General features: G+C 61.6%; 20 protein-coding genes and 1 tRNA gene. 13 read left to right on the top strand and 8 right to left on the bottom strand.

Features of this window, described 5'->3' with window-relative positions:
- The first annotated feature begins 27 nt into the window (after nt 1-27).
- The 3 genes from N181_RS27165 to N181_RS33470 all read left to right on the top strand — a co-directional run bounded on the left by N181_RS27165 (nt 28) and on the right by N181_RS33470 (nt 3,280).
- Nucleotides 28-927 carry an alpha/beta fold hydrolase gene (locus N181_RS27165; RefSeq protein WP_050983961.1) on the top strand — a complete coding sequence of 300 codons (900 nt, stop codon included), beginning with the start codon at nt 28-30 and terminating at the stop codon, nt 925-927.
- Nucleotides 928-1,154: 227 nt separating this feature from the next.
- Nucleotides 1,155-2,180, top strand: a complete 1,026-nt coding sequence (locus N181_RS27170) for a porin (protein ID WP_060564026.1) — start codon at nt 1,155-1,157, stop codon at nt 2,178-2,180.
- A 164-nt stretch (nt 2,181-2,344) separates the two neighbouring features.
- Nucleotides 2,345-3,280: a tyrosine-type recombinase/integrase gene (locus N181_RS33470; protein WP_037391232.1), complete on the top strand. Its 936-nt coding sequence runs from the start codon at nt 2,345-2,347 to the stop codon at nt 3,278-3,280.
- 207 nt (nt 3,281-3,487) lie between these two features.
- On the opposite strand, the gene N181_RS27180 is transcribed toward N181_RS33470, so the two are convergent.
- Nucleotides 3,488-4,546: a porin gene (locus N181_RS27180; RefSeq protein WP_037434549.1), complete on the bottom strand. Its 1,059-nt coding sequence runs from the start codon at nt 4,544-4,546 to the stop codon at nt 3,488-3,490.
- 608 nt (nt 4,547-5,154) lie between these two features.
- Nucleotides 5,155-5,244 (bottom strand) — tRNA-Ser (locus N181_RS27185).
- A gap of 213 nt (nt 5,245-5,457) precedes the next feature.
- Here N181_RS27185 and N181_RS27190 point away from each other — a divergent pair.
- The 3 genes from N181_RS27190 (at nt 5,458) to N181_RS27200 (ending at nt 7,696) form a co-directional block, all read left to right on the top strand.
- Complete coding sequence (locus tag N181_RS27190) at nt 5,458-5,811, top strand: hypothetical protein (RefSeq protein WP_037391236.1); 354 nt, start codon at nt 5,458-5,460, stop codon at nt 5,809-5,811.
- Nucleotides 5,812-6,043: 232 nt separating this feature from the next.
- Nucleotides 6,044-6,481 (top strand): PilZ domain-containing protein, encoded by a 438-nt coding sequence (locus N181_RS27195; protein ID WP_037391238.1) that lies wholly within the window; start codon nt 6,044-6,046, stop codon nt 6,479-6,481.
- A 93-nt stretch (nt 6,482-6,574) separates the two neighbouring features.
- Complete coding sequence (locus tag N181_RS27200; RefSeq protein ID WP_037391241.1) at nt 6,575-7,696, top strand: pyridoxal phosphate-dependent aminotransferase; 1,122 nt, start codon at nt 6,575-6,577, stop codon at nt 7,694-7,696.
- Between the two features lie 28 nt (nt 7,697-7,724).
- Here the strand turns inward: N181_RS27200 and N181_RS27205 are convergent, their stop codons facing one another.
- On the bottom strand, nt 7,725-7,991 hold the full coding sequence (locus N181_RS27205; RefSeq protein ID WP_037391244.1) for a sel1 repeat family protein: 267 nt from the start codon (nt 7,989-7,991) through the stop codon (nt 7,725-7,727).
- 560 nt (nt 7,992-8,551) lie between these two features.
- Here N181_RS27205 and N181_RS27210 point away from each other — a divergent pair.
- Nucleotides 8,552-8,893: a DUF2147 domain-containing protein gene (locus N181_RS27210; RefSeq protein ID WP_037391245.1), complete on the top strand. Its 342-nt coding sequence runs from the start codon at nt 8,552-8,554 to the stop codon at nt 8,891-8,893.
- Between the two features lie 155 nt (nt 8,894-9,048).
- Here N181_RS27210 and N181_RS27215 read toward each other — a convergent pair whose 3' ends face one another.
- Nucleotides 9,049-9,750 carry a glutathione S-transferase N-terminal domain-containing protein gene (locus tag N181_RS27215; RefSeq protein WP_037434552.1) on the bottom strand — a complete coding sequence of 234 codons (702 nt, stop codon included), beginning with the start codon at nt 9,748-9,750 and terminating at the stop codon, nt 9,049-9,051.
- 176 nt (nt 9,751-9,926) lie between these two features.
- Between N181_RS27215 and N181_RS34170 the strand changes: the two genes are divergently transcribed.
- From N181_RS34170 to N181_RS27220, 3 genes are all read left to right on the top strand, one after another.
- Nucleotides 9,927-10,100 carry a hypothetical protein gene (locus N181_RS34170; RefSeq protein ID WP_014327751.1) on the top strand — a complete coding sequence of 58 codons (174 nt, stop codon included), beginning with the start codon at nt 9,927-9,929 and terminating at the stop codon, nt 10,098-10,100.
- Between the two features lie 11 nt (nt 10,101-10,111).
- Nucleotides 10,112-10,285, top strand: coding sequence for a hypothetical protein (locus tag N181_RS34175; RefSeq protein ID WP_014327750.1), 174 nt, complete (start codon nt 10,112-10,114; stop codon nt 10,283-10,285).
- A 136-nt stretch (nt 10,286-10,421) separates the two neighbouring features.
- Complete coding sequence (locus tag N181_RS27220; protein WP_037391249.1) at nt 10,422-11,924, top strand: AMP nucleosidase; 1,503 nt, start codon at nt 10,422-10,424, stop codon at nt 11,922-11,924.
- A gap of 6 nt (nt 11,925-11,930) precedes the next feature.
- On the opposite strand, the gene N181_RS27225 is transcribed toward N181_RS27220, so the two are convergent.
- Nucleotides 11,931-12,899: a lysylphosphatidylglycerol synthase transmembrane domain-containing protein gene (locus N181_RS27225; RefSeq protein ID WP_014327748.1), complete on the bottom strand. Its 969-nt coding sequence runs from the start codon at nt 12,897-12,899 to the stop codon at nt 11,931-11,933.
- A gap of 99 nt (nt 12,900-12,998) precedes the next feature.
- On the opposite strand from N181_RS27225, the gene N181_RS27230 reads away from it, so the two are divergent.
- Entirely contained in the window at nt 12,999-14,018 is a 1,020-nt protein-coding gene (locus N181_RS27230) for a glycosyltransferase family 2 protein (protein WP_014327747.1), read from the top strand.
- On the top strand, nt 14,011-15,495 hold the full coding sequence (locus N181_RS27235; protein ID WP_037391252.1) for an ArnT family glycosyltransferase: 1,485 nt from the start codon (nt 14,011-14,013) through the stop codon (nt 15,493-15,495). Before N181_RS27230 ends, N181_RS27235 begins: the two co-directional genes overlap by 8 nt.
- A gap of 11 nt (nt 15,496-15,506) precedes the next feature.
- On the opposite strand, the gene N181_RS27240 is transcribed toward N181_RS27235, so the two are convergent.
- Together N181_RS27240 and N181_RS27245 are read right to left on the bottom strand one after the other, a co-directional pair.
- The gene (locus N181_RS27240; RefSeq protein WP_014327745.1) at nt 15,507-16,409 is read right to left on the bottom strand and encodes a diacylglycerol/lipid kinase family protein; all 903 of its coding nucleotides are present in this window, start codon (nt 16,407-16,409) and stop codon (nt 15,507-15,509) included.
- 127 nt (nt 16,410-16,536) lie between these two features.
- Nucleotides 16,537-17,007: an Lrp/AsnC family transcriptional regulator gene (locus N181_RS27245; protein WP_014327744.1), complete on the bottom strand. Its 471-nt coding sequence runs from the start codon at nt 17,005-17,007 to the stop codon at nt 16,537-16,539.
- Between the two features lie 135 nt (nt 17,008-17,142).
- On the opposite strand from N181_RS27245, the gene N181_RS27250 reads away from it, so the two are divergent.
- Entirely contained in the window at nt 17,143-18,051 is a 909-nt protein-coding gene (locus tag N181_RS27250; RefSeq protein ID WP_037391255.1) for a DMT family transporter, read from the top strand.
- A 92-nt stretch (nt 18,052-18,143) separates the two neighbouring features.
- Here N181_RS27250 and N181_RS27255 read toward each other — a convergent pair whose 3' ends face one another.
- Complete coding sequence (locus N181_RS27255) at nt 18,144-19,031, bottom strand: ABC transporter permease (protein ID WP_014327742.1); 888 nt, start codon at nt 19,029-19,031, stop codon at nt 18,144-18,146.
- Between the last annotated feature and the right edge of the window lie 57 nt (nt 19,032-19,088).

The raw sequence follows: 19,088 nt of genomic DNA on the forward strand, positions 1-19,088 counted from the left end.
GCAAAATTTGCAAGCGAAGGGGGAGCCATGCGAGAGAGTCTGGCGCGCGAGGAGCGCGTGTTTCGGGAACATTATTTTCGCGCAGGCGACGGCCTGAGGCTCTACGGCAGGCACTACGGTAGAGATATCATACGGGGCGAAGAAAAGACGCCCATCGTCTGCTTGCCCGGACTGACGCGCAACAGCCGCGATTTCCATCCGCTGGCCGCCTTCCTGGCCTCGCCCGTCGGCGGCGCCCACCCCGTCGTCACGCTGGACTATCGAGGCCGTGGACAGTCGGAGCGCGACAGCGACAAGAGCCGTTACGCGATCGCCGTCGAGGCGGAGGATGTCGTTGCGGCCTGCGCCTATTTCGGCATCGACAGGGCGACCTTCATCGGCACGTCGCGCGGCGGGCTCATCCTGCATCACCTCATCACATCAGCCCCCGCCCTTATCGCCCGCGTCGTGCTCAACGACATCGGCCCGGTGATTGAGCTCGAGGGACTGTTGAGGATCAGGGACTACCTGAACGCTCCGCAGGGCCCGAGCAGTTGGGCGGAGGCACCAGACTTTCTGCGGCGCCTACACGGAGCAGATTTTCCCCTTCTCGGCCCACAGGACTGGCGAGAGATGGGCGAAGCGCTCTATCGCGACGAGAACGGCATGCCGATTGCCGATTTCGATCCGGCGATCGCCGACCAACTGCAAGGCCTCACCGGGGAAGCCGTGCTGCCGTCGCTGTGGCCGCAATTCGAAGCCTTTGCAGCCATCCCGGCAATGGTCGTTCGCGGCGAATATTCACGATTGCTGAGCGCGACGACGGTTCAGGACATGGCCCGGCGGCATCCCGGCCTCATTGCTGTCACCGCGCCCGGCCAGGGCCACGCGCCGCTTTTGCATCTCGATGGGCTGCGGCAGGTGATCGGTGACTTCGTTCGGAGGTAGCGTAGGGGCGTATGTGCCCCCAGATTTTTCGCCCTCTGCCCTGCCGGCATTCCCTCCCAAGGACTCGCCGCAAGGAAATCGCCTTAAGTAATGGGCCTGCAAGTGCCGGGTCTTTGCTGGACGGACCGGGCCTGCCGGCTTCCGCAGTTGCTGTGAAGAACGGGCGCCCAGAGGCAAAACTGATCGCCATCGGCGCTCCGGTGTTCAATTCTGACTGGAGGTCAGAAATGAACATCAAGAGCCTTCTTCTCGGCTCCGCTGCTGCTCTCGCAGCAGTATCCGGCGCCCAGGCTGCTGACGCGATCGTCGCTGCCGAGCCGGAGCCCATGGAATACGTTCGCGTTTGCGACGCTTTCGGCACGGGCTACTTCTACATCCCGGGCACGGAAACCTGCCTCAAGATCGGCGGCTTCATCCGCGTTCAGGGCTCGTTCGGTCGTGATGCCGCTGACAGCCGCTGGGAAAACCCGGCTCAGTCCACGTCTGACTGGGACGTCTTCTCCCGCGCTTATCTCTCGTTCGACGCCAAGAGCGATACCGAATACGGCGCGCTCACCGGCTTCTTCGCTGCTGAGTTCAACGCTGACAACGACTCTGACGAAGGCGACAGCCTGATTGACGTCGACGAAGCCTACATCCAGCTCGGCGGCCTGAAGGCCGGCTTCTTCTACAGCTGGTGGGATAAGGGTCTGAACGGTGAAACCGACTCGCTCGGTAACAACACCGAATTCAACTCGATCGCTTACCTCTATGATGGCGGCACCTTCCAGGCCGGTATCGCTGTTGACGAACTCGAGGCTGCTACCACGAAGGCTAATGGCGTCGGTATCGAAGGTATCGTCTCCGCTACGCTCGGCGGCGTAAGCTTCGACCTGCTCGGCGGCTTCGACACCGAACTCGAAGAAGGCGCGATCCGCGCTCTGCTCTCTGCAGACGTTGGCCCGGGCACCTTCCAGGCCGCTGCGATCTGGGCATCCGACCCGAACGCTTACTGGGCTGCTTCCGAGTGGACTGTTGCTGCGTCGTACCGCTTCAACGCAACCGAGAAGTTCGCAATCACCCCCGGTGTCCAGTACTTCGGTAGCCTGCAAGATGGCAACGACTTCGGTGACGACGATGCGTGGCGCGTTGGTGTAACGGCTGACTACAAGATCACGGAAGGCCTCGCCACCCGTCTGTCGGTTCAGTACCAGGACGAAGACAATGGCGACGACGAAGTCTTCGGCTTCCTCCGCCTGCAGCGCGACTTCTAATCTGATCTAGCTGCATGCCCGCAACTCTAAGAGTTGCGGGCTGTTGCTGTTCTGCAACATATGCGTGCCGTCTAGGTCATTGAGATTGCTTAATTATAAGCGTTGGCTTGAACGCCAGCGGTTTCTTGGTCCATCCGTCAGGGAGTGGAAAGGAAACGGCAAACGTGACGTCAGGCGCCGAAAAATTGGTGGGCGACTTCGGGTTTCCGGGCATGCAGTCTGGATACGAGGTCAACTATTGTTTTGGCCAGCAGGGTCCGATCGGGGTCGTCAAGGACACCTCGCTTGCCGAATTGTTTCACCACTATGCGGACATCCTGTGGGACGAAGGCCATCACAAGTACAATGTGAAGGCCTTCATCGGCGAACTCGACGAGATTCTACTCGGTGCGCGGTTTTCCACCTTCTCGCAGGACTTGCTCGACAATCTGATCGGCGCATTACGCAAACGGGGCAACAGCAACGCGACCATCAATCGAAAGATGGCGGCGCTGAGCAAGTTGCTTCGGAAAGCGTACAAGATGGGCGATGTCCATAGTCTGCCGGAGTTCCGGCGTCAAAAGGAGAGAGCAGGACGGCTGCGTTTCCTCGAACCCGATGAAGAGGAAACGCTGTTCCGAGAAATCGGAATCCGTTCCGAATACTTCTTGCAGTTCTCGATATTCCTGGTCGATTCAGGCGCCCGCCTTGGCGAGGCGATCGGCCTCAAGTGGAATGATATCCATGAAGGCCGGGCAACCTTCTGGATCACCAAATCGGGACGCAGCCGCACTGTTCCCCTGACGGCGCGTGCCAAGGAGGTCCTGAATGCCCTTGCAAACCGATCTCCGGGACCATTTACCGCCATTGATCCGCAAAAATACCGGGCTGTCTGGAATGCGGCCAAGCTGGACGCGGGGCTGGGCGAAGAAGAAGACATCGTTCCCCACATTCTACGGCATACCTGCGCTTCCCGGCTGGTGCGGGGCGGCATCGATCTTCGGCGGGTTCAGATGTGGCTCGGCCATCAGACGCTTACCATGACCATGCGCTATGCGCATTTGGCTACGCACGATCTGGACATGTGCGTGCCTGTGCTAGAACGGCACCTGGCGAGTTAAACCCATCAATAAACGTTCGTCATCCTGTGCTTCTCACAGGAAGCCAGCGGCCGAGTCCGTTGGGCACATAGGTGTGCCGTGCTCACAGATTGGTGAGGCTCAAGCGCCCAGACTCGCTTGCCAGATCATTCCATCCAAGCGCCGCCACAAAATCAAAAAGCCCGGCTCGAGAGCCGGGCTTTCCTTACTGACCGAGGTCAGGTCAGATTAGAAGTCACGCTGCAGGCGGAGGAAGCCGAAGACCTGGTCGTCGCCGTTGTCTTCATCTTCGTAGTTGATCGTGAAGCGGGTGGCGAGGCCTTCCGTGATCTGGTAGTCAGCCGTTACGCCAACGCGCCATGCATCGTCGTTACCGAAGCTGGTGTAGGAGTCTTGCAGGCTACCGAAGTACTGAGCGCCGGGAGTGATGGCGAACTTCTCGGTTGCGTTGAAGCGGTACGACGCAGCAACGCTCCACTCGGAGCGAGCCCAGTAAGCGTTCGGGTCGGATGCCCAGATACCAGCCATCTGGAAGACGCCCGGGCCGAGGTCTGCAGAGAGCAGAGCGCGGATCGCGCCTTCTTCGAGTTCGGTGTCGAAGCCGCCGAGCAGGTCGAACGAAACGCCACCGAGCGTAGCGGAAACGATACCGGCAACGCCGACGCCGTTGGCCTTCGTGGTTGCGCCTTCGAGTTCGTCAACCGAGATACCGGCCTGGAAGGTACCGCCGTCATAGAGGTAGGCGATCGAGTTGAATTCGGTGACGTTGCCGAGCGAGTCGGTTTCGCCGTTCAGACCCTTATCCCACCAGCTGTAGAAGAAGCCGGCCTTCAGGCCGCCGAGCTGGATGTAGGCTTCGTCGACGTCGATGAAGCTATCGCCTTCGTCGGTATCGTTGTCGGCGTTGAACTCAGCGGCGAAGAAGCCGGTGAGCGTGCCGTACTCGGTGTCGCTCTTCGCGTCAAACGAGATGTAAGCGCGGGAGAACATGTCCCAGTCAGACGTGGACTGATCGTCGACGCCATCGCCATCGATGTCGAAGTTCTCGGTATTGTAACGGCGGTCAGCAGCGTCACGGCCGAAGTCGCCCTGTACGCGGATGAAGCCGCCGATCTTGAGGCAGGTTTCCGTGCCCGGGATGTAGAAGTAGCCCGTGCCGAAAGCGTCGCAAACGCGAACGTATTCCATGGGCTCCGGCTCGGCAGCGACGATCGCGTCAGCAGCCTGGGCGCCGGATACTGCTGCGAGAGCAGCAGCGGAGCCGAGAAGAAGGCTCTTGATGTTCATTTCTGACCTCCAGTCAAAAGTTTCAAACGGGTCTGGGTTTCTTTGCTGAAGGACAGCGTTCCCTGCCCCATCCCCAACGTTCAAGAAGTCGGACGATCAACCGCCCTTGCTTCCGGAGTTGAAAATACAAAACCGGGTGGGGCGCGCAATGTCCAACTTGTCAGATCAACTCCTTTGCGCCGCCCTTCCCTGATCCCTGTTGCTGAAACGACACAAAATCGCCCCAGACGGCCCAGGGTTATTAACAAACCATTAAGAAAATCCTTTAGCCACGGGGAGTTAGCACCAGCCCTCGGCACGGCTTTTGTTTCAGAAAGAGGCAGAAAAGGGCCTAAAACAGGGGCAAAACCAGGCAATGGGGCTGCGGGGCGCCGACTTCCCCCGGGCTTCCGCACTCCCGAAGAGCTGCTCGACGAGCCGGAGCCGGAGCCTTTTTCAGACGATTCCCGGAGAATCAGCGGCCGGAGATTCGCGATCGTCTGGCGCATGCCGCGCAGTGTCCTGAGAATCAGGCGAGTGCGTGAAACGTCATTTGGCGATGTGGCTTGGAGAGGAATCGACCTGCTACACGATTGGCATGGGCAGCTTGATAACGGCTTTGACGAAAATGGCGGAGAAGAAGGGATTCGAACCCTCGATACCGTTTCCGGTATACTCCCTTAGCAGGGGAGCGCCTTCGACCACTCGGCCACCTCTCCGTTAGCGCCTGACTAGTGGCAGCGCGTCCTCAATGCAAGATTTTTTTGTCGGATCTCAGGGAAATCGCGCCATTTTCGTCATGGCGACCTAAGTCCCATGGAGTCGCGGCAAGCTGAAGCAAGTCGGCTCACGGACTGTGACCCTGCCTCCCAGCGAGATTTCATGCGTATGCGTTTCTCACGCGGAGAAGACAGGTATTCCCGGACCCTGCCATGTCGATGATCATGCATCTCGCGCTAGGAAAGCCCGGCCAGTCGGCCGATGCCTACCCGCATTACCGCATAGAGCGTCCCTGCCGCATTCTCGTCATCGGCAGTCAATTGAAGGCGAAGACCAAATATCAGGCTCTTCTGCGGCACGTTTCGATCGGCGGTGCGATGCTCGACTTCAACGCCGCAATCCTCCTGCCAAAGCATTTCTTTCTGGAGATCGACGGCTTCAAGGAGGAGATCGGCTGCGCCGAAGTGTATCGCAGCGGCTCCGAACTCGGTGTGCGCTTCAACATGCTGCTGGCGCAGGAGTTCCTGAGCAGGCTGATCCGTGTCCAGTTCTCGAGCGGGTTGTAAGCCGCGGCGATGCCCGTGCTCCTAAAGCCGGATCGCATTCATTCGATTTCTATTGAATATCTTCAATCGATTGCAAGTTTGCTGGTGGAAACTGACCTTCGACCTTTAGGCGCCTCGCCGCCTCAAGGGTGCCGGCAAATGACTTGCCGGGGTCTGGCAAAACTCCGTTGGCCGACAGGCGGCAAGACCGCACGACGGCCTTGCGAGTGGCGCGATCATCGGAGCACGACGCATGCCGCAATCGACAATGTATTCGCTTGCCCCCTCGCCGCTTTACGAGCGGCGTTACGAACGCTTCGCAATCGGGCATGCCGCAACCCTGATGTCGGTGCGGCCAGCCCTCGGCGGGGTGTCGATACACGCCTGCAAGATGATCGATATCTCGCGCGGCGGAGCGAGTTTCTCCGTCAGCACGACAATCGGCGTGCCCTTGCACTACTATCTCCATATCGTGGGAACGAATTTCCGGATCGGCTGCGCCGAGATCCACCGGAGGGACAACCGAATCGGCGTGCAATTCATCAAGGCCATTGACGAATCGTTCCTTCACCAAATCGTGCGCCACGAATTTTTCACCGGTCAGTCCGCCACTGTTAAATCTGGACCTCCTGCGCCCCCCGTCCATCGTCCCACACCCGCAAGACTCCCGACGGCCTTGCTCGCGAGATAGCGGAACCCGACGTCGTCTCTTTTGCGCATTCCGCTTGCCGTTCCGATGCGATAAGTTCCGCGGCGCTTTTCGAACGGAGCTCAGGTTTTGCCAATGTCCGCATTCTCGCGTTTCACGCCGCTCGTCCAGTCCCTGCCGGCGACGGTCCCCTTCGTCGGCCCGGAAGCGATCGAGCGACAGCGCGGACGCGGGATCGCCGCTCGCATCGGCGCCAACGAAAGCGGTTTCGGGCCGGCCGATTCCGTATTGCTCGCCATCCAGCGGGCTGCCAGCGAGACGTGGAAATATGCCGATCCGGAGAATTACGACCTGAGGCACGCGCTTGCGGCCCATCTCGGCACATCCCCGACCCATATTGCCATCGGAGAAGGAATAGACGGTCTGCTCGGGCAAATCGTCCGCCTCGTCGTCGAGCAGGGCGCGCCGGTGGTCACTTCGTTCGGAGGCTATCCGACCTTCAATTATCATGTCGCCGGACATGGTGGTCGGCTCGTCACAGTGCCTTACGTCGATGACCGCGAAGACCTCGACGGCCTCCTTGCCGCGGTGAAGCGCGAGGCGGCGCCGCTCGTCTATTTTGCCAATCCCGACAATCCGATGGGGAGCTGGTGGCCGGCCGATCGCGTCGTCGAGTTCGCGACTGCCGTGCCAGAAACGACGCTGCTGATCCTCGATGAAGCCTATTGCGAAACAGCCCCGCCCGAGACGCTGCCGTCGATCAAAAGCCTGATCGACCGACCGAACGTCATCCGCACCCGCACCTTCTCCAAGGCCTATGGTCTCGCCGGCGCGCGCGTCGGCTATGCGCTGACGACGCCGGGTACCGTGCAGGCCTTCGACAAGATCCGCAATCATTTCGGCATGAATCGTATCGGTGTCGCGGCGGCGATCGCCGCGCTTTCCGACCAGCAATATCTCAAGGAAGTGACGAGCCGGATCGCGGCGTCGCGCGACCGAATCGCCAGAATTGCGCGCGACAACGGGCTTTTGCCGCTATCCTCGGCGACCAATTTCGTCGCCGTCGACTGCGGACGGGATGCGGCCTATGCCCGGGCGATCGTCGATCGGCTGATGAGCGATCACGGCATCTTCATTCGCATGCCGGGTGTTGCGCCGCTCAATCGGTGCGTCCGGATCAGCACCGGCCCCGAGGCCGAGATGGAACTGCTCGAGGCCGCCCTCCCCACGGTGCTCAGAAGCTTGGCCGAGGGCTAGACGGAACGTCAACTCCGCCTGTGCCGGATCAATGCACCGTCATCCACTCGCGCGCCGCGCGGAGCGCAGCGGCGAGATCCGTCTTGCTCATCGTCGCCGCAAGGTCGGCGCGAAGGCCGGCAGCGCGGTCCGAACCCTTGATGGCGGCGATGTTCAGCCACTTATGGGCCGCCACCAGGTCCACCGGCTGGCCGCGGCCGGTCGCATAGGCGAGGCCCATTTCGCAAAGAATGTCGGCGCGGTTTTCGCCACCCATTGCCGCATCCGACGTGATCTCGAAGTCAAAGCGTGCCATCGTCTTGTCCCTGTCGTTCTTTGTTGGTTCAGCCGAAGCGGCACGCCCATCGGGCGCGCCGGGCTTCAGTTGTTGCGTTGTTGTCCCTGTTTCACTCGTGCCTCTTGGCGGGCCTTCCGGTGACGCGCCGTCTTCTGCGGCGTTGGCTCCGGTTGATTGGCGGGGTGCGTCTCCGCTCGTCTTATGTGTTCGAGTATGCCCGGCGGCCTTCAATGCACGCTTAAAATGCATGCTTAATTTGCCACAAACAAAGTTCAAACACTTGGTAAACTTGGGTTTTCGTTAAGCATCGGAGCGCCTGAGGCGGCGGCAATTCGGCTCAAAATTTACAAAAAATTCAATCGCGGATTTCAACCGATCGTTAACCAAGAACAAACCCTGCTGGTCGACCGCCGCCGTATTTCGTGGGCCGTGCCGGACTTCGACCAGACGAACTGCAGCATATTTACCTTTACGTACGCGTAAGTTATTGTCCGGCGCTTAGGCGGCGAGGAGGCCGCCGACATGAGGCATCAGATCGCGGCGGCCGGCAGCCGGCCGTCTCCAAGGGAGGACATTGAATGATTCGAACTTTGCTCGTCAGCGCAGCACTCGCCTTCGGAGCGGCGGGAGCGGCCTATGCCGCCGAACCCATCGTCGGCAATTGGAAGACCGCAAGCGGAGCCACGGCGGAAATCGCCCCATGCGGCGGAGCCTTCTGCGTCACGCTGAAGACGGGCAAGCACGCGGGCAAGCGGATCGGCAACCTTGCCGGGACGGATGGCAGCTACAGCGGCGAGATCACCGACCCGGAGAGTGACAAGACCTACAGCGGCTCGGGCGCGGTCGACGGCAATTCGCTGAAGATGAAAGGCTGCGTGCTGAAGGTGCTGTGCAAATCCCAGACCTGGACGCGCCTTTAGTACTTCCAGAAACCCTACAGCGCCGCGCGTCTTATCAGACGCGCAAAGGTCGCTGCAGCACTTTGAATTGCTGCACGTCTTTGTCCTTAAATCGAGGTCGATTTAAGGAAACATACAGTAGAGGGCGGCCTGCTGTGGCCGCCCTTGCACTCGTTTCACCGAGCGCGCTGCCCGAACAGGAACTTCTGCGCTTCCTGGTCCTCGGCAAGGCTCTTCTGACGCGCCCGCTCTTCCTTGCCGACCTCGATCCCCTTCTGAACCGCCGGCCGGGCGAGCATCGTCTCGAACCAGCGCTTCAGATTCGGGAACTCGTCGAGATCCTGGCCCTGGTTCTCGTGCGGGATCACCCAACCGATGGCGGCCATGTCGGCGATCGAATAGTCGCCGGCAAGGAACGGCCGATCGGCGAGCCGCTTGTTCATCACGCCATAGAGGCGGTTCACTTCATTGGTGTAGCGGTCGATTCCGTACTGGATTCTCTCCGGCGCATATTGCCGGAAGTGATGGGCTTGGCCCGCCATTGGGCCCAACCCGCCAACTTGCCAGAAGAGCCATTGCTCAACCTCGACCCGGGCACGCTCGTCGGCCGGGTAGAACTTGCCGTATTTCCGGCCGAGATATTGCAGGATCGCGCCGGATTCGAAAATTGAGATAGGCGCGCCGCCCGGCCCGTCCGGATCGACGATCGCCGGCATGCGGTTGTTTGGTGCGATTTTCAGGAAATCCGGCGCGAATTGGTCGCCGCGGCCGATGTTGATGTATTTGACCACATAGGGAACGTCGAGCTCCTCCAGCATGATGGTGATCTTCCAGCCGTTCGGCGTCGGCCAGTAGTAAAGCTCGATGGGAGCGGTCATGGGCGGTCTCTCCTGAGGTTATCGGGCACACAGACGTAGGAACGCACTGCGGCGCCGGCAAGACCGCATCGTTGAAGATGAATGGCAGATGAACGGACATCTCAGCAAGAATTCAGTTTGGCTGTGCGAAAAGACGATCAATCGATTTGAACCCGCTCCAGCCCACGGACAGAACAATGGATATCCTCGCTCGCCGCCTCACCATCATCAGCGTGTTGATGGTCGTATTCGCCATGTCGCTCGCCGCTGCAGTCGGCGCCGATACGGAACGTCGCCGCCAGAACACCTATATCGGTTCGCTGACCGACTGCACCGCGCACACCGCGCAATATTGCCAAGCCAAGCTGTAGGGAACAGTCAAATGGCCGCCCTCGCCTCTTCCGCCATCCTCTCGCTTCGGCTCCTGGTACTCACGGGCCTGCTGATGGCCCCGATCGGAGCGGTCGCTTACAACAAGGCCACCGGCGCCAGCGCCGGCAAGCATGGAGCCGGCCTCGTCCTCTTCGTCACGCTGCAGCGCCAGGCGATGAGCTGATCCTCCTGGGACCTGACCGGCATGGCCGTGGCGCTTGTCGGCGCGACGATCATTCTCGTCGGTCCACGCTGAACCGCCACGCGCCAGACGCGTATCTTGTCGTTTGCTTGTCAGATGCCGCAGCCTATAATGCGCCATGGACACACGAATCTCTTCCAACTCAATTCTCTCCGTCGCCACCCCCGAAGCCTTCGAGCCGCAGACCTTCGATGATCCGGCCGCAGCCGTCGATTGCCTGCGGGCGCTTTACGAGCGCAATACGCAGTTCCTCTGCGAGGCTTTCGAGGGCCTGGGCAAGAACGGCCGGCCGATCACGCGTTTCCGCGCCTGCTACCCGCAGGTGAGCATCGAGACGAGCAGCTTTGGCCACGTCGATTCCCGGCTTTCCTTTGGCTATGTCAGCTCGCCCGGCGTCTACACGACGACGATCACGCGGCCGCGGCTTTTCCGTCACTATCTGAAGGAGCAGTTCGGCCACCTGATGCGCAATCATGGCGGCGGCGTCACCGTGTCGGAATCGTCGACCCCGATCCCCCTGCACTTTGCTTTCGGCGAGAACGCCCATGTCGAGGCGTCGGCGGCCGAAACCATCGACATTCCGCTGCGCGACCTCTTCGATGCGCCCGACCTGACGACGACGGACGACGAGATCGCCAACGGCTCCTATGAGCCCGGGCCGGGCGAGCCCTCGCCGCTCGCCCCGTTCACGGCGCAGCGCATCGACTATTCGCTCGCCCGCCTCAGCCACTACACGGCAACCAGCGCCACGCATTTCCAGAACTTCGTGCTCTTCACGAACTATCAGTTCTATGTCGACGAGTTCTGCGCCTGGGCACGCCAGCAGATGGCCGAGGGCGGCAACGGCTACACGGCCTTCGTGGAGCCCGGCAACATCCTCACCCCCGCGGGCGCCGACAAGCCCGAGACCGACTATACGCTGGCCCGCCTGCCGCAGATGCCGGCCTACCACCTGAAGAAGAAGGGCCACGGCGGCATCACCCTGGTCAATATCGGCGTCGGCCCCTCAAACGCCAAGACGATCACCGACCACATCGCCGTCCTGAGGCCGCATGTCTGGCTGATGCTCGGCCATTGTGCCGGGCTGCGCAACAGCCAGCGGCTCGGCGACTACGTTCTGGCACATGCCTATATGCGTGAGGATCACGTGCTCGACGACGATCTGCCGGTGTGGATCCCCCTGCCGGCGCTGGCGGAAGTGCAGGTCGCCCTGCAGGACGCGGTGGCGGAAGTCACCGGTTACCAGGGCTACGATCTCAAGCGGATCATGCGCACCGGCACGGTCGCGACCATCGACAACCGCAACTGGGAACTGCGCGACCAGCGCGGCCCGGTCAAACGCCTGTCGCAGGCCCGCGCCATCGCCCTCGACATGGAATCGGCGACGATCGCCGCCAATGGCTTCCGCTTCCGGGTGCCCTATGGAACGCTGCTCTGCGTCTCCGACAAGCCGCTGCACGGCGAATTGAAGCTGCCTGGCATGGCGACCGCCTTCTACCGTACCCAGGTGAGCCAGCACTTGAAGATCGGCATTCTGGCGCTTCAGAAGCTCGCCGCCATGCCGCCGGAAAAACTGCATTCGCGCAAGCTCAGAAGCTTCTACGAAACGTCCTTCCAGTAGAATGCGTCACGTCGCAGAGCCTTTCCTGGGCCGCAGCACGAGCGACAACAGCGTGCCGGCGACGGCCGAGACGATGATCAGCAGATGGGCGTTGACGCTGGCGCGGCCCAGGACCTCGAGCGCGGCTTTTCCGCCGGCCGCGCCAAAGGAGACCGCGCCGGCAACGATCGCCGCGGCATAGGTGCCGACGCCGGCGGGTGCATGCACGGGAAGGACGGAAGAGAGCTCGCCTCCAAGTGCACCGCCGAAGGCGGCGGCAAGCGGCGCGACGCCCATGATCGCCAGAACCCAGGCGAGCACCGCGACCTTCACGGCCCAGTTCAGCATCGTCATCGCCGAAGCGCGCAGGAACGCCGCGATATGCTCCGGCAAACCCGCTTCGATCTCGTCTATATGAGGCAAGAGCCTCGTCGGGGCCACGCGGCGCAGCGGGCGAAGGATTCTGGCCTTTAGCAGGAAGAAGGCGAGCGGCGAGAGCAAGGCCATCGTCCACAGCAACCACGCGACGACCTGGTGGCTGCGGCCGATGATCAGCCCGACCGCCGCTACAGTGAGCAGCGCATGCAGGTCCAAAAGGCGCATGACGAGTAGCGCCGATGTGCCGCGCAGCAACGGAACGCCGAATTCGGCGCGCATGAGCAGCGGGAAGCTCGTCTCACCGGCCCTGAAGGGCAGCATGATGTTCAAGAGATTGTGGACCTGCGTCACGCGAAACAGCAGCAGGAAACGGCCCGCCGTCTCTTCCGGAAAATAGTCGTAGATGCGGTAGCAGCGGACGAAGTAGGTCGCGATCAGAAGAGCAAGCGCGGTGAGCACGGACGAGAAACCTATCTCGGCCCATTGCCGCAACAGGGGCGACCATCCCCAGACCCACTCGACGAAGACGGCATAAGCCGCTATGGCCGCCACGGAAATCAGTGCCATGCGGTTGCGCGCGAGCCACGCGCGCCGGCTCAACTGCCAGTCCGAATTCATGAGATGCCGATTTCCTGTACAGAGCCACGCAATTGAGCGTTGGTTATCACCGTTAACTGTGCAAGAAAACCTGCGACGGCACACCGGAGACACACCGCCTTGACTCACGTAGAAGAACCTCTGACGGCAACGACGGGCCTCACGGAGGCGATCGAGCTGTCCATCGTGGTGCCGGTGTTCAATGAGGCAGACAGCGTCGGTCCGCTCGTCACCCGCATCCGGGAGGCCATGGCCGGCTTCGGCAAGTCCTGGGAACTGATCCTGGTGGACGACGGCAGCACCGACCGGACCTTGCCGAATGCCCGCAAGGAGCTTTTGCGGTCGGACGTGAATCTGAAGATCATCGAGTTGCAGAAGAATTTCGGCCAGACCGCCGCCATGCAGGCCGGGATCGACGCCGCCGCCGGCCGGCTGATCGCGACCCTCGACGGTGATCTGCAAAACGACCCCAAGGACATCCCTCAAATGGTTGCCGCCATCGAGGAACGCGAACTCGACCTCTTGGTCGGATGGCGGCAAAACCGCCGCGATGGCCTGCTGCTTAGAAAGATCCCCTCCTGGTGCGCCAACTTCCTGATCGGCAAGATCACCGGCGTAAGGCTTCACGACTACGGCTGCAGCCTCAAGGTCTATCGCAGCGCGATCATCAAGCAGGTCAAGCTGATGGGGGAGATGCACCGTTTTATCCCGGCCTGGGTCGCCGGCGTGGTGCCGAGCAGCCGGATCGGCGAGATGCCCGTGACGCATCACGCCCGCCACTTCGGCGCGTCGAAATACGGGATCTCGCGCACCTTCCGTGTCATTCTCGATCTGCTCGCGGTGCTGTTCTTCATGCGCTACAAGGCACGGCCCGGCCACTTCTTCGGCTCGATCGGGCTTGCGACCGGCGGCTTGAGCGCCCTCATCCTGCTCTATCTCGCAATAGACAAGTTCCTGTTCGGCAACGATATCGGCACCCGACCGATGCTGATCGTCGGCGTCATGCTGTTCCTCTCCTCGGTCCAGCTCATCACCACCGGCATTCTCGCGGAAATGATGGCGCGCGCCTATTTCCGTGACGACGATACGGCAAGCTACATCGTCCGCCAGGTCTTCGGGCAGGATCAGCCGGATGCGTGACATCGTCGACCGGCGGCCGAACCTGGTCTTCGTTGCGCTGGCCGGCTACTTCCTGCTGTGCATCGTCTTGCGCCTCGCCGCGTCGCCTTCGCTGGAGATCGACGAGGCCGAACAGGCCTTCCTGTCGCAATTCCTGCAGCTCGGATACGGACCGCAACCGCCCTTCTACAACTGGCTGCAATACGGCCTGGCGCAGCTGATCGGCACGTCGCTCGCGACGATGACCATTCTCAAGAACGGTCTCCTGTTCCTCTGCTGCCTGTTCTACGGCCTCGCTGCGCAGCTCATTCTCAAGGATCGGCGCCTGTCGGCGATGGCGATGTTTGGGGTCTTGAGCCTGCCGCCGGTCTTCCTGCTCGCGCAGCGCGATCTCTCCCATACGGTTGCGGCGCTCTTCGCCGTATCGCTCTTCCTCTACGGATTTCTGCGCACCCTCACGCGCCCCAGCCTTTTCTCCTATCTTTTGACCGGCGTCGCGGTCGGCATCGGCGTGATTTCCAAGTACAACTTCGTCGTCGTCCCTGTTGCCGCGATCCTTGCCGTGCTGCCCGAACGAGAACTGCGCAAGCGCCTTTTCGATTGGCGGATCCTGGCGGCGATCGCCATCGCCGCCGCCATTGCCCTGCCGCATGGATTGTGGGTGCTTCAAAATCTCGACGCCGCCTCGTCGGGAACCTTGAACGAGATGAAGGAGCGCGCCGCAGAGGGGCGCCTCATGCAGATGTTTCACGGCGTCTTCGCTCTTTCCTCGGCAATAGTTGGCGGCAGTCTCGTCCCCTTGCTGGTCTTCGGCCTCGTCTTCCGCGGCAAGATCCGGACGATCTGGCGGGCGGAAAGCCAGTGGACCCGCATCATGGGGCGCATGATCGCGATCTCGCTTCTTGCCGTGCTGCTCGTCGTCCTCGGCGTCGCTGCGACCCATGTCCGCGAAAAATGGCTGGTACTCTTTCTGGCGCTGCTGCCGCTCTATCTCTGTCTCAAGATCGAGGCGGCACCGATCGATCCCGCCCCGGGCTTCCGGCGCTTCGTGCCGCTGATTGCCTGCATTGTCCTGGGGGCCCTCGTCATTGTCTCGGCCCGGGCCGTGGTGCGCCCCTGGTTCGGCGACTATTCGAAATTGAACATCCCCTATGCCGGCTTTGTCGAGGCGGTTGTCGAGGCCGAAGGCCGGCCGCCGGCCCTCGTGCTGACAAACGACAGGCAGATCGCCGGCAATATCCGGACGCGACTTGCCGATGCCACTGTCGTCATCCCGCATCTTTCGGACGTGCCGCCGGCCGACGCCGCCAAACGGCCGCTGCTGGTGGTCTGGCGCGATGAGACAAACCCGGCGCCGCTTCCCGCCACGCTGAGCGAGGCTCTCAAGGCATCCGGCGTCCCCGAATCGGCGGCGACGCCGCGCAGCCTTGAAGTGCCTTACATCTACGCGTCCGGACCGGAGCGCTACAGGTTCGGCTATATCTGGGTGGGCGAATAAAGCGCCGCTGTTTATTCCGCGCCGACAAGCAGCTTCAGTTCGCCCGGGTGGACGCGCAGGGCGACATCGCGCCGCTTGATCGGCAGGAGCTCGCCGTCGATGACGCAGTTGATCTTGCGATCGACCTTGGGAAAATGCAGATCGACCGCGAGTGCGCTCATCTCGGTGATCAGCGGGCTTGCCCGGAATCGACCGCGCAGGATATCGGAAGCGAGCTTTGCAACGCCCGCCGGGCTGAGCGGCGGGGCCGTGTAGAAACCGAGGTGCCCGGCCGTCACATCCTCCGCATACATCAGCGTCGCGTGGCCGAAATGGTTGTTCGAGACCGAAATCTGCGACACATGCCGGCTCTCGCGGTGGCCATCGGCATCGAATTCGATCTCGAAATCCGGCGGATTGAAGATCACGCCGATGGCGGCGCGCACGCTGGCGCCGATCTTGCCGGGGCGCGAGGCGAACGTATAGGATTGACGATAGCGCACCATGCGGGCGTGTAGCCCCATTGAAAATTGATGCACGAAGGCCCGGCCGTCGGCGCTGCCGATGTCGCCGTCGATGATCCGGCCAGTGGCGAGGACCTCGGGCACCTTCCAGATATCGAGCGGCAGCTTCAACGAACGGGCGAACAGGTTCATCGTCCCAGCCGGAATGACACCGAGCGGCATCCCGGTTCGCCAGGCAACGCCGGCTGCGGCGGAGATCGTGCCGTCGCCGCCGCCGGCAACGATCGCATCGAGGTCATCCCGCCGGCAAGCCATCTCCAGCGCCTGCGGGATATCGCCCGGTGCCACGACGGCAATTTCGATCTCGTGTCCGGCGGCGCGAAAGACCTCCTCGACCCTCCTGCCATAGGTCTCCATGTCAGTGGTGCGGAAAGTCCCCCCATCTCGGTTGAAGATGGCTTTAACTTTCAAGGATTGTCCTCTCTATCCAGAAACCTTTCAGCTCCTGAGATAAGGGCGGCGGCCGGGGATTCCAGAGCACACTGGCAAAGACTTTCGCGACCCGTTGCCGAGGCTCCCAGCGCTCGAGTGCGGCGGCCTACAGGGAAGGCAGTTTCAGGGGACCGCCCGTCTTGATCGTTCGGATGGCGAAATTCGAACGAATGTCCGTCACTCCCGGCAGAGTCAGCAAGGTTTCGGTGAGCAGTCGCTCATAGGCCGAAAGGTCTTCCACGACCACCTCGGCGAGGAAGTCGGCATTGCCGGAAATCAGGAAGCAGGAGACCACCTCCGGTATGGCGAGCAACGCCTCCTGCTGCCGTCGCGCGTTTTCCTGGCTGTGCTGGCCGACTTTGATCTCGACGAAGACGGTCAGCCCCAGCCCGACCTCCTTGCGGTCGATATCGGCCCGGTAGCCGCGCAGCACGCCTGACTTCTCCAGATTGCGGATGCGGCGCAGGCAGGGGGATGGCGAAAGATTGATTCGCTCGGCGATCTCGACATTGGTCGCGCGTGCATCCTCCTGCAGGACCTTGAGGATGGCGATATCGAATTTATCAAGCTTTGGCATATCTCAATCAATTTGATCTGTGGATTGGCATATCATTGCTCATGATACTTCTCATCAGGCACAAATAGCAAGGACATGCCCTGCGGGTCAGCGCTAAGGTTTCCTCATCCAAGACGAAGCTGGAGGAACAAGACAATGGTTGCGCTGACACTCGATCGCGGCTCCGAATCGCCCGCCGCCGGCTATGCCGGCGCCTTCGTCACCGTCTTGATCTGGGCGGGCTGGATTCTCGCCACGCGGCACACCGCGGCGACCAACCTCGGCACGATCGACCTGGGGCTCATTCGCTTTGGAATACCGGCGCTGGTGCTTGCGCCGGTCTGGCTGAAGACGGGTCTCCTCCCGAAAAGCTTGCCGCTGGCGCTTCTAGCCCTGATGGTCGCGGGGTCGGGCGCGGTGTTCTTCCAGGTGGCGGCTTTTGCCATCCACGCGACGCCGGCGGCCTCGGTCGGCGTGCTGCTCGGAGGCTCGATGCCGCTGGCGACGGCAATCATCGGGATGACCCTTTTCCGGGAACGTCCCGCTCGTATGCGGCTGCTCGGCTTTGCGGCGATCGTCGCCGGCATGACGATCCTGCTTGTCCGCAGCCTCGGTGCTGCGGATGCGTCCGCCTGGGCCGGTTACCTGCTGCTGCCAGCAGCCGCCACGCTCTGGGCGACCTATACGCACGCCTTCCGGCATTCGGGCCTGAACCCGCTCGAAGGCAGCGCCCTCATCGCCGTCTGGTCGTTTCTTCTCCATCTCGTTCTGGCGCTCGTTTTCGGCAGCACGCTTGGGCACGTCCCCGCGCAGGAGATCGGCCTTCAAGTGATGAGCCAAGGCTTTCTTTCCGGTCTTGTCGCCATGCTTGCCTACGGCCTTGCCGTCCGGCGCCTCGGCGGTACGCAGGCGGCCGCCTTCACAGCTCTGACGCCGGTGCTCGCGATGATCGGCGGCGGCATCCTGCTTGGCGAGACGATCGGGCCATTCGAGATTGCCGCTGCGGTCGTCACGGCCGCGGGCGTCGCGCTATCGACCGGCATTCTCTCGGCTCGGCAGGCATAAGCCTGATAAAAGAAGCGGCCCGGAACCAAGTGTCCCGGGCCGCTTCCCTTCTATGGCTACGGCGCAGACGCGGCCGTAGTGAGCATTCAGAATCAGCCGTGGACGATTTCACGGTGCCGCTGCAGGCGGCGGCCATAGGCCTGGCTGACGCGGTCGAAGATGATGGCGATGCCGACGATGGCAAGGCCATTGAAGATGCCGAGCGTGAAGTACTGGTTGGCGATCGCCTTCAGCACCGGCTGACCGAGGCCCTGGACGCCGATCATCGACGCGATGACGACCATCGCCAAAGCCATCATGATGGTCTGGTTGATGCCGGCCATGATGGTGGGGAGCGCCAGCGGCATCTGCACGTTCTTCAGCTTCTGCCAGCTCGAGGAGCCGAAGGCGTCCGCCGCCTCGAGGACGTCCTTGTCGACCAATCGTATGCCGAGATTGGTGAGCCGGATCATCGGCGGGATGGCATAGATGACGACGGCGATCAGACCCGGAACCTTGCCGATGCCGAGCAGCATCACCACGGGGATCAGATAGACGAAGCTCGGCATCGTCTGCATCACGTCGAGCACCGGATTGACGATGTTCTGGACGCGATCGGAGCGCGACATGATGATGCCGAGCGGAATGCCGACTGCGATGGACAGCACCGTACAGACGAAGATCATCGAGATCGTCTTCATGGTGTCGTCCCACATGTCGAAGTAGCCGATCAGCAGGAGGGTGCCGACGCATCCCGCGACGACCTTCCAGTTGCGGCTGGCGAACCAGGCGATCACAGCAATCAGGAGTATGATAATCGGCCAGGGCGTGCGCGTCATGAACCGCTCGGATTGGATCAGGAAGAACTGCAGCGGCTCGAAGAACGCCTCGATGCCGTCGCCATAGGCTCGCGTGAAAGTCCGAAAACCTTCATCGATCACTTTCTTCAGCTCTCGAAGGCTGTCGTCATTCATATGCGGAAACTTGGTCAGCCATTCCATTGCTTCATTCCCCTTCGCTTTGGTCGAGGCGAGATTTTCTGCTTTCTTGTTATCGGC

The organism is Sinorhizobium fredii USDA 205 (assembly GCF_001461695.1).
GTDB classification, from domain to species: Bacteria; Pseudomonadota; Alphaproteobacteria; order Rhizobiales; family Rhizobiaceae; genus Sinorhizobium; species Sinorhizobium fredii.